Here is a 14017-nt window from a genome sequence, read left to right on the forward strand (position 1 = left end):
TTAAATTAGACGGCTCCGTTGGGTGGCTTTTGTACTTATGAGGTGAGGGGGTCAGGCCTCATGAGCAAAAGCACGGGGGGTACTCAGCAGAGCGATTTTCTGCTCTGGTGTAAATCGGTCTGAAAGCTCTTCGATCAATTTCAGTACAGCGTTGACCTCGGCTTTCGTCCTTGCCGAATGCATCTGTTCGACAAAGTATTTCTCAAGTTCGGTCAATGGCTTGTGATCGGTATTCGCAGGTTTTTGGGTCTGGCTGCGGGCGAAACGCGCCAGCGCCTGTTCCTCGGTCAGAAAGACATCATGTTCGATACCCGCATAGTCGCGTATCCCGGAAATCCGCTCGTCCGAGCAATCCATCATCGCGGCCATTGCAACCACCTTGCCCATCGGTTTGGCGGTTCCCAGATAGTCGTACGGCGCATTGCCCGAGCGTTGGAGGACGCGGTTCATCACAGGATCAATGACGGCGATCGAGTCCAGGACACCGGCCGTCTTGGCGTATTCGAACGATCCAATCATAACCTCGCTGGTGACGTAAGAGACGGAGTTCTTGCCGCGACCTCGTCCGAGCCTTTTGGTGTCGACGCAAAAACGAGTTGCTTCCCACACCTGCGAGCTGCGCAGCGGTGGCTCACCGTCCAGGATCGAGTTGAAGACGTCCGAAAGCATGTGAGGACCCGTCGTCTGCAACAGCCGCATGCACCCAACGACTTCCCCCTCGTCGTCGATGCTTACTACATGAGCAGGATTGAGGTCGTCGAACATGTCACGTTCGCGTCCGTCCTTTATATTGACTTCCCAGCCCAAGCGATCTCCGAACACGCGTGCGCGAAGCTTGTACATCTCGTCCAGGACGTCACTAAACATATGTTGGTTGATACCATCGATTACGATGATCATATCCATCCCCCTGCAGTCTGGTTACCATGAACTCAGAGTTAACCAAGTCGTGATCAGACGCTATTGGGGGTTTCCCGTATTTTTGCGGATTTTTTCTTTATCCTGGTGCTATTAAGCCCAAGCCAATAGCTCGTCCAATGGCTTGAGGCGTGGTCAATGCACCCAGTTTTTCACGCCCGGATCGCATGTGCACTTCAACGGTTCGATGGGAAATGGACAGGATATCGCCAATGTCCTGCTGAGACTTTCCAACGGCCACCCATTGCAAGATCTCTTTTTCACGGGTGGAAAGGGCAGGGAGGTACAACGCCTTTGCGAGCAGCCCAGATTGCATGACTGTGTCGTGCGCCTGAACAGCTGCCAGCTGAAGGTCAGCCATAACGTGCTTTTTTAGCTTTTCCCATTCGGCATCCGAACAATCCCGCGTGACGTTCAGCAGCCCGCACTCGCCATATGGCCCGCGCACTGGCACGGTCAGCCCGCGTGATGTAATCCCAAAGTCGTGAGCATCCCGGAAAACCGAGTTGAACTTTTCATCTTGTTCGAACCGCGCCCAATCTACCGGAGCGATGCTAAGCGCCGACTTATACAAGGTAGGATCGAAGTGATGGAAACCGTGGCTGCCGTAGTGAATCTTCCACTCATCAGGGTAATTTGCATATCCCTGAACGTCCCCTTTGACCGGATTCATGGTCGCATAAGAGGCATAGTCAAATCCCAACTCCTCACAGACGGAATTTATGATGTCTGCGGCCGACTTCTCCTCATGGTCGATTGCGGCCAAGTCTATGAGTTTCACCTGTCCAACCTTTACATTGACGCCTATTACCCCCAGGAGCGCCTAGTATATCCGATTTCAAGCCTACGTTGCGTCAACATAGGGGTATTCGCAAGCGGATTGTTCATATCGAACAGGCATAATGCGTATCTCAAGCACCGGAAATACGCGATTTTGCCTGATTTGAGCGAAAATCCACTCATGTTTACGCGATTTCGCGTCAGTGAGCGGGATTGAACGCCAATGTGCAGGGACCTTATTGCGGCTCTAGTCCGGTTTCGACCAACATACCTCTGGCCTTCGCTTCTGGGTAATAGCCTTTAGCGTACAGAAATATTGCCCGTTGCTGATCGCCATCTGACAATAACCACGCGCCGCGCAGGTACTTCCCGGCGAATTCCAGGTTTGTATCCGCGTCCAGTAGCCCCTGTGCATTGCCGCTATACCCCATCGAGCGCGCAGTAGCGGGCAGGATTTGCAGCAGGCCGTAGTACGGACGGTTCACGGCCCAAGGACGATGGGTGCTTTCCCGAATAGCCAATTTGTGCACAAGCTCGCGTGGGAGTTCATAATGATCGGCCCACTTATTGATCGAGGCCCTCAGTTCCGGGGTCTCATTGGGATAAAGAGGCGGATCGAACGCATCCTGTGTTGGTGTGTCTGGCCCGCCGCAAGCTGCGAAGGGAATTGTAAGTAACATTGCCAGCACGCCGCGGCGCAAGAAAGATGTCATCTTTGAACTCCGAATTTCAGGGCGCGAAGATAGAAGACTGTGCGCCAGCTACAAGCGTAGGTCTAAAATCTGGCCGAATTTTGCCGCCAGATGCGGGCATAAAAAAAGGCCGCACAAAATGTGCGGCCTTCTCAAATTCTGCTAAACCGGATTAGGATTTGGCTTCGTCGTCTTCAGCCGGAGCTTCTTCGGCAACCAGCTCGTCGTCGTCAGATGCGGCGGATCCGATGTCGTCGAACAGTTCGGCGATTTCGAATTCAGCAGCGGCTTCTTCTTCGGCTGCCAGTTCTTGAATCGATTTACCCGACGCTTGGAGTTCGGCTTCTTCTTCCGAACGAGCGACGTTCATCTTGATCTCAACTTCGACCTCGGGGTGCAGTTTAACTGCCAGCGAGTGCAAACCCAGTTCCTTGATCGGTGCGATCAGGGCAATCTGTTTCTTGTCGACGGTGAACCCAGCCTCAGTCGCGGCCTCTGCGGCGTCACGCGGGGTGACCGAGCCGTACAGAGCGCCGGCATCCGAAGCCGAGCGAATCACGATGAACTGCTGACCATCCAGCTTTTCAGCCAGTGCTTCAGCTTCTTTCTTGGTTTCCAGGTTGCGCGCTTCCAGCTGAGCTTTCTGGGCTTCGAACGACGCGATGTTGGCGTTCGATGCGCTCAGAGCTTTGCCTTGGGGCAGCAGGAAGTTGCGGGCATAACCGGGCTTAACGTCAACGACGTCGCCCATCTGACCCAGTTTCGCAACGCGTTCCAGAAGGATAACTTGCATGTCAGTCTCTCCTTACTTCACGGCGTAGGGCAGCAGGGCGAGGAAGCGGGCGCGCTTGATAGCACGGGCCAGTTCACGCTGCTTTTTCGCCGAAACGGCGGTGATGCGCGAAGGTACGATCTTGCCGCGCTCAGAGATGTAGCGCTGCAGCAGACGGGTGTCTTTATAGTCGATCTTCGGCGCGTTCTCACCCGAGAACGGGCAGACCTTGCGGCGGCGGAAAAATGGTTTTGCGGCCATGGTTTATGTCCTTTCGTCAGGCGTTGATCAGCGGCGCTCGCGGCGGCCTTCGCGCTCATCGCGCTTCTGCATCTGGACCGAGGGGCCCTCGGCGTGCTCGTCGACCTTGATGGTCAGAACGCGCATAACGTCGTCATGCAGGCGCATCAGGCGTTCCATTTCCTGAACGGCGCCAGCAGGAGCGTCGGTCTTCAGGAAGGCATAGTGGCCTTTGCGGTTTTTGTTGATCTTGTAAGCCATCGTCTTGACGCCCCAGTACTCGCTTTCGACGACGTTGCCGCCGTTGTCAGCCAGAACGGTGCCGAAATGTTCGACGAGGCTTTCTGCCTGCGCGTTGGACAGGTCCTGACGCGCGATCATTACATGCTCATACAGTGGCATGTGCACTCCTGTTTCTATCAAGGCGCATTTCATAGGCGGGGCCATTTGGTCCTTCGCGACCCTGCCACGAGAGGCTGCGCGATTCATGTGATTTGCGAAGGATGGCCCCATATACACGTTTCTGCGTGGGGGGCAAGCCCACGACTGCGCCTTGGTGGTGTCCCGCTAAAAACAACCAATTAACATTGCACTGCCCAATTCCTGACGCTTTTCGGCTCAAAGTTGATCTGCATACCGGGGACAACCCGAACCAACGGAACCCGGAACGGTAACCTGAAGACAGGGCGAAAGATATGAGTGTCATGAATACGAATACATTCGGAGAGTCGGCGGCCAAAGCTGGCTATGAGAAATCTGTACCAGTGCTGATCACATTCGCTCCGAACTGGAAGGTTCGAATGGTTCTTGCACGCATAGTCGGAGCCTTTCTCGTCGTGATGGCATTTTCAATGTGGCTCGTGCCAGGGTCTGCAATGGCGACCGAAGTATGGCCAATTAAACTTGCCGCGTCGTTGCTGTTTTTGCTGGTCGGCGTCAGCCTGCTGACCATCCAGCTTCTGGATGCTCGCCCGGACGCATATTTTGACCCGATCCGCCGCGAAGTCCGCGTTCTGCAAAAGAACGAGAACGGTCGCCCGCAAACCGTGCTGCGCCGTAGCTATGACACCCTGGGCGGTGCCCGTTTCGCCGAAGATCAGGTCGAACTGTTCGATGTCGACGGCAGCTTGCTGATGAAACTGCCACTGCAATCGGCGGATGTAAGCCGGGCGCTTAAGGGGCAATTGAGCGGAAGTGTAACAATCTTCGCCTGATTTTTACTCTGTTCATCTAGGAACAGAAACCGTGAGATAATATAACTTGTGTGCTGCCCTTTGGCAGCACATTTTGGTTATTTAGCATCCCATACGGTTTGCTTTCACAAATTTGCGGAGATTGTCATGAAAACCAAACTTCTTGCCACTACGCTATTCGCCGCTGCGACCATGGCTTCAGCAGGAATTGCAGAGACCTGGAAAGTGGATCCGGGTCACACTGAAGTTCGGGTGTATTACTCCCATGCCGGTTTTTCACGGCAATCCATCGAGTTTGGCACCGTTGAAGGTGAACTAGAGTTCTCGGAAGGCGCTGTCGCTGATGCAAAAGCAAGTTTCAGCATTCCGGTAAGCAGCGTCGTTACAGGGAACGATCAATTCAATTCGGACATCCTTGGCGAGGCTTTGTTCAATGAAGCGAACTTCCCAGTTGTCCAATTTGTGTCGACTTCGGTAGAACAGACAGGGGATAACACGCTCAACGTAGTTGGCGACCTGACAATTAAGGATATTTCGAAACCGGCGACTTTCGAAGTAACGGTTAATGCATTCGGAGATCATCCTGTTGGGCAGTTTTTCGACTACTACAAGGGAAAGTGGCTTGGCATCACTGCAGTCACGATGATCAAGAGCTCGGATTGGGATATGGGCGCATTCTTTCCACCCGATGGTGATGAGCTCGAAATTGTTATCAATGCGGAACTGAAGGCTCAGTAGCCCACCGAGGCCCACCTTTCTTTGGTTGGCGCAGATCGAGGATATTTAAGTGAATATGGTTAACGTCGGCGGCAATTTTGTGAAAAAATTGCCGCTGTAGTCGGCGGTTACCGACCGAACGTTAACGGCCAATTGAGCCAAAGCGTAACAATATTAGCCTGACCACACTCCTGTTCAGAAAAGCACAGAGGGTGTGACTCTATTGGACTTGTGTGCTGACACCGCGCGGCACATTTATTTTTAAGCAACCCAAAACGGATTGCTCGTAAACATACTCAAAAGTAAAGCGGAGATTGTCATGAAATCCACCCTTCTTGCTGCTGCTATTGCCGTGTCGGCAACGTCGGCATTTGCCAGCGCCGAGAAATACACCCTGGACCCCAGCCACAGCCAGGTTGTCTTCAGCTACAACCACCTGGGTTTTTCAACCACCTATGGCATGTTCTCGGGCTTTGAAGGCGAGATTATGTTCGACCAGGAAGACCCTGCTGCGTCCAGCGTGACTGTCTCGATGCCTGTTGTCGAAATGATCACGGGTTGGAAACCGCGCGAAGACCATTTTATGACCGGAGACTTTTTTGGTGCTGCCGAAGGTGATCTGGTGACCTTCACGTCGACAGCCATCGAGGTGACCGGCGAAAACACCGCCAACATTACCGGCGATCTGACTATGAACGGTGTGACCAAATCGGTCGTTCTGGACGCAAAACTGAACCAGGTTGGCGAGCATCCGATGGCGAACAAGCCATGGGCCGGGTTTGATGCGACCACCACACTGATCCGCAGCGACTTCGATCTGGGTCAGTTCGCACCCTTTGTTAGCGATGAGGTCGAAATTCGGATTTCGGTTGAGGCGCAGAAGGCAGAAGACGTAGAAGGCTGATCAGATTTAGTCCTACGATTTGAAAAGAAACCGCCGGGTGTCGCCCGGCGGTTTTCTTACTCCAGACGCTCAGCTGTCAAATCGACCGTCACAACGACGCCAAAGCCCAGCGAGTCCTCGGTCGGCTGGGAGGTGCCGACATCGAAATCCATTCGGTTCAGTTCCAGTTCACCAGATACGGTGGCGTTATTGTCTTGCAGGTCCAAGGTAAATGGCAGCACAACGTCCAGTGACTTGTCGCGAATTGTCAGTGGGCCGCGCGCCTCGTACCCGGTATCCGTTCTATAGATGTCGGCTTTGAACCGGGCAGTTGGGAACTGTGCGCTGTCAAAGAAATCAGTACCTAATGCCTGATTTGTGACCGTGCCAAGGCTCAATGAAGCGATACCAATCGTGACGTCCACAGTTCCGGCCGGTCCCGGCTCTGCCGGGTCCTCAAAGGCGATTGCGGCTGTCCAATCAGAGAAGCTACCTGTTACCGGACTGCCCAATTGGGTGATAGTGATTGAAAGCGAGCCGTCTTGGACCTGCCAGTCGGATTGAACCTCGGTCAACTCGGCAGTGTCCGTTGCAGCGGCCGAATGATCGGTGAACACGCCTAGAGACCAGCCGCCAAGTAGCACCGCGCCCCATGTCAACAGTGCTGCAAGGGCGGGCACAGGCGAATGGTGCTGATCCGGTGGCTGGGGGGCGTCGGACCGACCAGGCATCATACGGCGCAGCGTGCTGTCTTTGTCTACGACGTGGTGTTTCAAGGCGCCGGCGATATGCAGCGCGAGCGATCCGGCCAGAACCAGGATGAACAGCCAATGCAGGCTTGCCGTAACTTCGGCCATGAAGGGCGATTTGGGCACAAATGGCAGGTTTTGACCAAACGGCCACAGGATCGGAGCGAACCCTTCTGCTGAAGCGTGATGAAGCCAGCCGGTCAGTGGCACAAGCACCAGTGATGAATACAGCATCCAGTGGACGGTTTCGGCGGCAAAGGCCTCGGGCTTGTTGTCTGCGTTTAGTAGTCCTGGTTTGGTTTGGGTGATGGCCCAGAGAATGCGCGCCAGCGCAACAAAGAAAACGGTTATCCCCACTGTTTTATGGAGAGAGAACAAGCGGACGGCTCGTGAGATGTCGTCTTCGGTGGTTGGGATGGAAGGGTCGTAAATCGAATGCGCCAGCTCGTTGGCGAACCAACCCAGCGGTAGGGCGGTGAAGATCAACAGCGCGGTGAGCCAGTGAAAGGTCTTGGTCACGCTGCCGTAGCTGGAAAAGGTGTTGGTCGAGGGCATCGTTTGCTCCGGGATGGGGTGGTTGCGATCAAGTTAAGGTCATGGGGTCAGGACACAATAGCGAGATGCGCACAGTCGCGGTGCCAACGTGCAGAGGTCAGGCAATGCTTGTGCCGCGCGGTCACACGGTTTACACCCCGCCGCAACCTAAAGTCATCCAAGAGGTCGCAATGACACGCGCATTCGTTTTCCCGGGGCAGGGCGCCCAAACCATTGGGATGGGTAAGGCTCTGGCCGAGGCTTACCCGGCTGCTCAGGCTGTGTTCGACGAGGTCGACGAAGCGCTGGGTGAAAAGCTGAGCGCCCTGATCTGGGTAGGTGACATTGCCGACCTGACTCTGACGCAGAACGCGCAGCCCGCGCTGATGGCGACCTCGATCGCAGCGATGCGTGCGCTGGAGGCCGAAAGTGTGTCGATAACAGATGCGGCATTTGTCGCCGGCCATTCGCTGGGAGAATACTCGGCGCTGGCTGCTGCAGGCGCGCTGTCGGTTGCCGATACGGCCCGTCTGCTGCGGACCCGCGGTCAGGCTATGCAAAGCGCCGTACCGGTGGGTGAGGGCGCTATGGCGGCCATCCTGGGCCTTAATCTGGACGCAGTGCGTGCAGTTGCCGAAGAGGCCGCGCAGGGCGAGGTGTGTCAGGCTGCGAACGACAACGACCCAACGCAAGTTGTGGTTTCGGGTGCCAAAGCCGCGGTTGAACGTGCGGCTGACATTGCGAAGGAAAAAGGTGCCAAGCGCGCAGTGATGCTGCCGGTGAGTGCTCCGTTCCATTGTGCGTTGATGCAGCCTGCCGCCGACGTGATGGCCGAAGCCTTGGCCGCCGTTGAAATCAAGGCCCCTGCTGTGCCGCTGGTGGCGAATGTGCGCGCCGAAGCGGTCTCTGACCCCGATTTGATTCGGCAGTTGCTGATCGAGCAGGTCACCGGTTCGGTTCGTTGGCGCGAGAGTGTTCAGTACATGGCGGCGCAGGGTGTGACCGAGACATGGGAGATCGGTGCAGGCAAAGCGCTATCGGGCATGATCCGTAAGATCAACCGTGACATCGCAGGCAAAGCCGTTGGTACGCCGGACGACGTGCAAAAGGTCATCGGGGCCGAATCGTAAGCTGAAAACGTCCCATCGGACGCACCAAGAGGGAAACCGAATGTTTGATTTGACAGGTAAGAACGCGCTGATCACGGGCGCTTCGGGCGGTATCGGGGGCGACATTGCGCGTGCTTTGCATGGCGCTGGGGCCACCGTCGGGCTTTCTGGAACGCGGGTTGAACCGCTGCAGGCGCTTGCCGATGAGCTGGGCGAACGCGCGCACGTGCTGCCTTGCAACCTGAGTGATCCCGAAGCCGTTGCGGCGCTGCCGAAGCAGGCCGCTGATGCGATGGGTTCGGTCGATATTCTTGTCAATAACGCGGGTATCACGCGGGACAATCTGTTCATGCGCATGTCGGACGAAGAATGGCAAAGCGTCATCGATGTGAATCTGACCGCCACCGCCAAGCTGTGCAAAGGCGTTTTGCGTGGCATGATGAAGGCGCGCTGGGGTCGGATCATCAATATCTCGTCCGTGGTTGGTGCTACGGGCAATCCGGGACAGGTCAACTATGCCGCGTCCAAGGCCGGTATGGTCGGCATGACCAAGTCGCTGGCCTATGAGGTCGCAAGCCGAGGAATCACGGCCAATGCGGTTGCTCCGGGCTTCATAACAACGGCGATGACAGACAAGCTGACTGACGATCAGAAATCCGGCATTCTGGGTCAAGTTCCGGCTGGCCGAATGGGCGAGCCGTCGGAAATTGCTGCCGCAGTTCTGTACCTTGCGAGCCCCGAAGCGGGTTATATCACAGGCACGACCTTGCATGTGAATGGCGGCATGGCCATGTTGTGATCGCACGTCGGGGTGGGCGCGAAAGCGTTTGCCTCGAGCGTTGTCTGTGCTATAGGCGGCACATGCATGCAGAGGTCGACCGATTGGTCGGCCTTCTACTTTCCCGGTCTTCCGGGACCCAACCGCCCGGACCGGGCAAATCAAAGCCAGCCTGAGCGGGCAAGGGCTGAACCGGGCAGTACGCCCTGAAATGGAATGAGGAATAGATATGAGCGACGTCGCAGATCGCGTAAAAAAGATCGTTGTTGAGCACCTGGGTGTTGAAGAAGACAAAGTAGCGGAAAACGCTTCCTTCATCGACGATCTGGGCGCAGACAGCCTGGACACCGTTGAGCTGGTTATGGCCTTCGAAGAAGAGTTCGGCATCGAGATCCCGGATGACGCAGCCGAAACCATCCAGACCTTTGGCGACGCCGTCAAATTCATCTCTGAAGCGTCCTAATCGCTTCAAACCCTTGAAAGCGGCGCTTCCGGGCAACGGAGGCGCCGTTTTTTGTGCCGACTGCAAATTCATCCTTGCTTGACGCATTTCCGCTAAGCACAGTTTGCAAAGAGGCAAATTTCCGAGCGGGCAGGGCATGATACGATCCACCCCGACGATAAACACGGCACGCTTGATGCTTTGCGCCATGCGGCCCGAGGATTTCAACCGGTTCGCCGAGATATGGCGCAACCCTTGTATCGTGCGTCATATCGGTGGGAAACCACGCTCGCGTGGTGAGGCTTGGGATTCCTTCCTTCGGAATGCCGGACATTGGCAGATGGCGGGGTTTGGTTACTGGGGCGTGCTGCAGCAGTCGAATCGGCAGTTGATCGGACAGGCCGGATTCTTCTACGGGAACCGCGCACTGGGAGAAGATTTTGACAGTTTTCCCGAGGCCGGGTGGATTTTGGTTCCCGAGGCGCAGGGGCAGGGATTGGGCTTGGAGGCCGCGCAGGCAGCCCATGACTGGTTCGACCGCGTCATGCCTGGGCCGTTGGTTGCAATGGTCAATTCGGCGAATGCGGTCTCGCAAAAGCTGGCCGAAAAGCTGGGCTACACCCCAATGCGTGACAGCGAGTATAATGGGTCTTCGGTTGTGTTGTTACGCCGAGACGGCCCGCCGAGACACGTATAAAATCTGTGTGCGGCGATGCCGCAAAATGTCCTCAGTTTGCCGAAACTGGTAAAAACAGCCCGACGTCCGGCGTGTATGGTACACTGGATTGCAATGCGATTGAGCGGAGGAGCGGGCTCATGAGGGTTTATCCCACTATGGAACTGCAGAACGGCCGGTGTGTTACATTGGACAAAGGCCGTCTGGACAATGCCACGATTTGGCACGTGGACCCGGTAGAAACGGCGCGCGGCTGGTCTGCCGCCGGGGCGGAATGGATGCAACTGACGGATTTCGATGCGATCGAGGGCCGGGATACCAATGCCGAATTGGTCGAAGAGATTATCCGCTCGGCCGAGATGCCGGTGCAGCTGGCCGGCGGCATGCGTAGCCGTGAGCAGGTTGAGCATTGGATAGACAAAGGCGCGGGTCGTGTCGTGATCGGCACGCTTGCAGCGCGGGACCCCATTTTGGTCAAAGAACTGGCCAAGCTGCACCCGGATCAGATCGTTCTGGCAGTTGACGTCTGGCAGGGGTTTGTGATGACCGAAGGCTGGCGCAGTCAGAGCGCGTTTACACCCGAAGCGTTCATCGAAGCCTTCGCAGATACTCCGTTCGCTGCAATCGTGGTGACTGATATCGATAGTGACATGGAAGACGTCGAGGCGCAGCTGGGGCTGATTTCGGGGCTTGCCGAAAAATCCCGCACTCCGATTGTCGCCAGCGGCGTGGTGCGCACGGCAGACGACATCTCGCGACTGGCGTATATCCACAACATCTCTGGCGCAATTGTCGGGCGCGCGTTGTTCCGCAAGACACTGAGCCTGGCTGACGCGCTGGAAGTGGCGAAGACCGCACACGAGCCGGTCGCACAGTTCCAGTAAGAAACGGTCATGAAGAAAGCTGCCCCTTGCCTGTTCCGGCGGGGGGCATTTTTTACCTTTCGAATAGCAATGAGTGAAATTTCTTTCGGTTTTGGCAAGATGATGCCGGAAGGGAATAGACCGTTGCTCTTGCCCCCGGACCCCGGGCCGGGGTATGAGCGGTTCTCAAACAGGAAGCAGGCAAGAGGCATTTCATGCGCAGAGTCGTTGTAACCGGTCTGGGATTGGTCACTCCGTTGGCCAGTGGGGTCGAGGAAACCTGGTCACGGCTGCTGGACGGAGAATCCGGTGCGGGCCCGATCACTCAGTTTGATGCTGAGGCAAGTGGGGTCACCACGACCTATGCCTGCGAAGTGCCGCGCGGCGACGGTACCAACGGGACATTTAATCCTGACGATTGGATGCCGCCGAAAGAGCAGCGCAAGATCGAAGATTTCATTCTGTATTCCATCGCGGCCGCAGAAATGGCCTGCAAGGATGCCGATTGGCTGCCCGAGGACGAAGATGCGCGTTTGCGGACTGGGGTTCTGATCGGTTCGGGCATTGGTGGTCTGGGGTCGATTGCGAACACGGCCAACCTGATCCGCGACAAAGGTCCGCGTCGTGTGTCGCCATTCTTTATTCCTGGCGCTCTGATCAACTTGGCCTCGGGTCAGGTCTCGATCCGTCATGGGTTCAAGGGGCCGAACCACTCGGTCGTGACGGCGTGTTCGACTGGTGCGCATGCGATTGGAGACGCCAGCCGCATCATTCGTGCGGGCGACGCCGATGTTATGGTTGCGGGCGGCGGCGAGGGCTGCATCTGCGAGATCGGTATCGCAGGTTTCAACGCGTGCAAGGCGCTGTCGACCAAATATGCGGATGATCCTAAGAAGGCTAGCCGCCCATACGATGTTGATCGTGACGGGTTCGTCATGGGCGAGGGTGCTGGCATCGTTGTTCTGGAAGAATTCGAACACGCCAAAGCGCGGGGAGCGAAAATTTACGCCGAGGTTCTGGGCTATGGCATGTCCGGCGATGCCTATCACATCACCGCACCGTCCGAAGATGGCGACGGGGCTGAGCGTTCTATGAAGGCCGCCCTGCGCAGCGCCGGGCTTGAGCCGAAGGATCTGGACTATATCAACGCGCATGGCACCTCGACCATGGCTGACACGATTGAGCTGGGCGCGGTGGAGCGTCTGCTGGGTGACCATGCCGGTAATGCGACCATGACCTCGACCAAATCGGCCACGGGTCACTTGTTGGGTGCTGCGGGTGCGATTGAGGCCATCTTTTCGATCCTCGCGATCCGCGATCAGGTGGCCCCGCCGACGATCAACTTGGACAACCCCGCGGTCGAAACCCCGATTGATCTTGCTCCGAATGCGAAACGCGAGCGTGAGATCAACATCGCCCTGTCGAACTCGTTCGGCTTTGGCGGTACCAACGCCAGCGTGATCTTCGGGAAGGTCAGCTAAATGTGGCGGGCCTTGGCATCGAACGCGCTGACCATCCTGGTGGTCGGCCTGTTCCTGGTTGGTGGTCTGATCCTATGGGGGCAGTCGCAGTACAAGTCCGAAGGCCCTCTTGATACCGCCATGTGCCTGCAGGTAAAGCGCGGTTCGAACATGACCGCCGTCAGCCAACAGCTTGAGGATGATGGCGCAATCAACAGCGCTCTGATCTTCCGTCTGGCTGCGGATTACACCGAAAAGGCGCAACAGCTGAAAGCGGGCAGTTTTCTTGTTCGTGAAGGCGCGTCGATGGAACAGATCATCGACGACATCACCAGCAGCGGTGCCAGCACCTGCGGATCTGAGATTGAGTATCGGATCGGTGTGACCAGGGTTCAGACACGTGTGCGCGAGTTGGATCCGTCGACTTTGGAATTCGTTGAGATTGCCAATTTTGAAGCTGCGGAGGAAGACGCCCCTGCGGAATACGCCGAAAAGCGTCAGGACGCTGACACGCGGTATCGCGTTTCGGTCGCTGAAGGTGTGACCTCGTGGCAGGTCGCCGAGGCTTTGAAGGGGATCGACGCCCTGAGTGGCGATGTGACGGAGATACCAGCTGAAGGGATGTTGGCGCCCGACAGTTATGAGGTTACGCCAGGTGACAACCGAACATCGGTTCTGCAGGATATGCAGGAAAAGCAGCAGCTCAGGATTAATGCAGTTTGGGAAAATCGGCAGGACGGTTTGCCGATCTCCAGCCCCGAAGAGATGCTTATCCTGGCGTCGATCATTGAAAAGGAAACCGGTGTCCCGCATGAGCGTGGGCAGGTGGCTAGTGTATTCGTGAACCGGCTGGAGCGGGGTATGAAGCTGCAGACGGACCCGACGGTGATCTATGGTGTCACCAAAGGTCAGGGTGTGTTGGGACGCGGATTGCGCCGCAGTGAACTACGCCGGGCAACGCCTTGGAATACATACGTCATTGATGGTTTGCCGCCGACTCCGATTGCCAATCCCGGACTGGCTAGTCTTGAAGCAGCCGTCGCCCCGGAACAAACTGACTTCGTGTTCTTTGTTGCGGATGGTACCGGCGGTCACGCGTTTGCTGAAACTCTGGATGAGCACAACCGAAACGTCGCCAAATGGCGTGAGATTGAGGCTGAGAGAAACAGCTCGAGCAATTAAGAAAAGGGCCGCGGTTTGAACGCGGCCCT

The 14017-nt window shown here is 56.4% G+C and carries 17 protein-coding genes; 10 read left to right on the forward strand and 7 right to left on the reverse strand.

The window, feature by feature from the left end:
* Positions 1 to 51: 51 nt before the first annotated feature.
* The 6 genes from ACR0LN_RS03740 to rpsF all read right to left on the reverse strand — a co-directional run bounded on the left by ACR0LN_RS03740 (position 52) and on the right by rpsF (position 3804).
* Entirely contained in the window at positions 52 to 900 is an 849-nt protein-coding gene (locus tag ACR0LN_RS03740; protein ID WP_480427867.1) for an acyl-homoserine-lactone synthase, read from the reverse strand.
* Positions 901 to 997: 97 nt separating this feature from the next.
* Positions 998 to 1699 carry a LuxR family transcriptional regulator gene (locus ACR0LN_RS03745; protein WP_480427868.1) on the reverse strand — a complete coding sequence of 234 codons (702 nt, stop codon included), beginning with the start codon at positions 1697 to 1699 and terminating at the stop codon, positions 998 to 1000.
* A 235-nt stretch (positions 1700 to 1934) separates the two neighbouring features.
* On the reverse strand, positions 1935 to 2411 hold the full coding sequence (locus ACR0LN_RS03750) for a transglycosylase SLT domain-containing protein (protein WP_480427869.1): 477 nt from the start codon (positions 2409 to 2411) through the stop codon (positions 1935 to 1937).
* Between the two features lie 151 nt (positions 2412 to 2562).
* Positions 2563 to 3183 (reverse strand): 50S ribosomal protein L9, encoded by a 621-nt coding sequence (gene rplI / locus ACR0LN_RS03755; protein ID WP_480427871.1) that lies wholly within the window; start codon positions 3181 to 3183, stop codon positions 2563 to 2565.
* A 12-nt stretch (positions 3184 to 3195) separates the two neighbouring features.
* Positions 3196 to 3423 (reverse strand): 30S ribosomal protein S18, encoded by a 228-nt coding sequence (gene rpsR, locus ACR0LN_RS03760; RefSeq protein WP_005608650.1) that lies wholly within the window; start codon positions 3421 to 3423, stop codon positions 3196 to 3198.
* Positions 3424 to 3450: 27 nt separating this feature from the next.
* Positions 3451 to 3804 carry a 30S ribosomal protein S6 gene (rpsF, locus tag ACR0LN_RS03765; RefSeq protein WP_155151103.1) on the reverse strand — a complete coding sequence of 118 codons (354 nt, stop codon included), beginning with the start codon at positions 3802 to 3804 and terminating at the stop codon, positions 3451 to 3453.
* 302 nt (positions 3805 to 4106) lie between these two features.
* Between rpsF and ACR0LN_RS03770 the strand changes: the two genes are divergently transcribed.
* From ACR0LN_RS03770 to ACR0LN_RS03780, 3 genes are all read left to right on the forward strand, one after another.
* Positions 4107 to 4616, forward strand: a complete 510-nt coding sequence (locus ACR0LN_RS03770; protein ID WP_480427872.1) for a hypothetical protein — start codon at positions 4107 to 4109, stop codon at positions 4614 to 4616.
* A gap of 126 nt (positions 4617 to 4742) precedes the next feature.
* Positions 4743 to 5333 (forward strand): YceI family protein, encoded by a 591-nt coding sequence (locus ACR0LN_RS03775; protein WP_480427874.1) that lies wholly within the window; start codon positions 4743 to 4745, stop codon positions 5331 to 5333.
* A 298-nt stretch (positions 5334 to 5631) separates the two neighbouring features.
* Complete coding sequence (locus ACR0LN_RS03780; RefSeq protein WP_480427875.1) at positions 5632 to 6216, forward strand: YceI family protein; 585 nt, start codon at positions 5632 to 5634, stop codon at positions 6214 to 6216.
* 56 nt (positions 6217 to 6272) lie between these two features.
* Here ACR0LN_RS03780 and ACR0LN_RS03785 read toward each other — a convergent pair whose 3' ends face one another.
* A complete protein-coding gene (locus tag ACR0LN_RS03785; protein WP_480427876.1) occupies positions 6273 to 7499 on the reverse strand; it encodes a cytochrome b/b6 domain-containing protein in 1227 nt (408 codons plus the stop codon).
* Positions 7500 to 7669: 170 nt separating this feature from the next.
* On the opposite strand from ACR0LN_RS03785, the gene fabD reads away from it, so the two are divergent.
* The 7 genes from fabD (at position 7670) to mltG (ending at position 13988) form a co-directional block, all read left to right on the forward strand.
* Positions 7670 to 8608: an ACP S-malonyltransferase gene (gene fabD / locus ACR0LN_RS03790; protein ID WP_480427877.1), complete on the forward strand. Its 939-nt coding sequence runs from the start codon at positions 7670 to 7672 to the stop codon at positions 8606 to 8608.
* 40 nt (positions 8609 to 8648) lie between these two features.
* Positions 8649 to 9386: a 3-oxoacyl-[acyl-carrier-protein] reductase gene (fabG, locus tag ACR0LN_RS03795; protein ID WP_480427878.1), complete on the forward strand. Its 738-nt coding sequence runs from the start codon at positions 8649 to 8651 to the stop codon at positions 9384 to 9386.
* Between the two features lie 208 nt (positions 9387 to 9594).
* Positions 9595 to 9828, forward strand: a complete 234-nt coding sequence (locus ACR0LN_RS03800) for an acyl carrier protein (protein ID WP_008756330.1) — start codon at positions 9595 to 9597, stop codon at positions 9826 to 9828.
* A 136-nt stretch (positions 9829 to 9964) separates the two neighbouring features.
* Positions 9965 to 10504 (forward strand): GNAT family N-acetyltransferase, encoded by a 540-nt coding sequence (locus ACR0LN_RS03805; RefSeq protein ID WP_480427879.1) that lies wholly within the window; start codon positions 9965 to 9967, stop codon positions 10502 to 10504.
* A gap of 119 nt (positions 10505 to 10623) precedes the next feature.
* The gene (locus ACR0LN_RS03810) at positions 10624 to 11367 is read left to right on the forward strand and encodes a 1-(5-phosphoribosyl)-5-[(5-phosphoribosylamino)methylideneamino]imidazole-4-carboxamide isomerase (protein WP_480427880.1); all 744 of its coding nucleotides are present in this window, start codon (positions 10624 to 10626) and stop codon (positions 11365 to 11367) included.
* A gap of 194 nt (positions 11368 to 11561) precedes the next feature.
* Positions 11562 to 12827, forward strand: coding sequence for a beta-ketoacyl-ACP synthase II (fabF, locus tag ACR0LN_RS03815; protein WP_480427881.1), 1266 nt, complete (start codon positions 11562 to 11564; stop codon positions 12825 to 12827).
* A complete protein-coding gene (mltG, locus tag ACR0LN_RS03820; RefSeq protein ID WP_480427883.1) occupies positions 12828 to 13988 on the forward strand; it encodes an endolytic transglycosylase MltG in 1161 nt (386 codons plus the stop codon).
* Positions 13989 to 14017 lie beyond the last annotated feature (29 nt).

The organism is Ruegeria sp. AA6 (assembly GCF_056542865.1).

What these genes read in the sequence shown, in the direction of transcription:
- ACR0LN_RS03740 (WP_480427867.1), bottom strand. Translation starts at nt 900, where the DNA reads ATGATCATCGTAATCGATGGTATCAACCAACATATGTTTAGTGACGTC.
- ACR0LN_RS03750 (WP_480427869.1), bottom strand. Translation starts at nt 2,411, where the DNA reads ATGACATCTTTCTTGCGCCGCGGCGTGCTGGCAATGTTACTTACAATT.
- rplI (WP_480427871.1), bottom strand. Translation starts at nt 3,183, where the DNA reads ATGCAAGTTATCCTTCTGGAACGCGTTGCGAAACTGGGTCAGATGGGC.
- rpsR (WP_005608650.1), bottom strand. Translation starts at nt 3,423, where the DNA reads ATGGCCGCAAAACCATTTTTCCGCCGCCGCAAGGTCTGCCCGTTCTCG.
- rpsF (WP_155151103.1), bottom strand. Translation starts at nt 3,804, where the DNA reads ATGCCACTGTATGAGCATGTAATGATCGCGCGTCAGGACCTGTCCAAC.
- ACR0LN_RS03770 (WP_480427872.1), top strand. Translation starts at nt 4,107, where the DNA reads ATGAATACGAATACATTCGGAGAGTCGGCGGCCAAAGCTGGCTATGAG.
- ACR0LN_RS03775 (WP_480427874.1), top strand. Translation starts at nt 4,743, where the DNA reads ATGAAAACCAAACTTCTTGCCACTACGCTATTCGCCGCTGCGACCATG.
- ACR0LN_RS03780 (WP_480427875.1), top strand. Translation starts at nt 5,632, where the DNA reads ATGAAATCCACCCTTCTTGCTGCTGCTATTGCCGTGTCGGCAACGTCG.
- ACR0LN_RS03785 (WP_480427876.1), bottom strand. Translation starts at nt 7,499, where the DNA reads ATGCCCTCGACCAACACCTTTTCCAGCTACGGCAGCGTGACCAAGACC.
- fabD (WP_480427877.1), top strand. Translation starts at nt 7,670, where the DNA reads ATGACACGCGCATTCGTTTTCCCGGGGCAGGGCGCCCAAACCATTGGG.
- fabG (WP_480427878.1), top strand. Translation starts at nt 8,649, where the DNA reads ATGTTTGATTTGACAGGTAAGAACGCGCTGATCACGGGCGCTTCGGGC.
- ACR0LN_RS03800 (WP_008756330.1), top strand. Translation starts at nt 9,595, where the DNA reads ATGAGCGACGTCGCAGATCGCGTAAAAAAGATCGTTGTTGAGCACCTG.
- ACR0LN_RS03805 (WP_480427879.1), top strand. Translation starts at nt 9,965, where the DNA reads ATGATACGATCCACCCCGACGATAAACACGGCACGCTTGATGCTTTGC.
- ACR0LN_RS03810 (WP_480427880.1), top strand. Translation starts at nt 10,624, where the DNA reads ATGAGGGTTTATCCCACTATGGAACTGCAGAACGGCCGGTGTGTTACA.
- fabF (WP_480427881.1), top strand. Translation starts at nt 11,562, where the DNA reads ATGCGCAGAGTCGTTGTAACCGGTCTGGGATTGGTCACTCCGTTGGCC.
- mltG (WP_480427883.1), top strand. Translation starts at nt 12,828, where the DNA reads ATGTGGCGGGCCTTGGCATCGAACGCGCTGACCATCCTGGTGGTCGGC.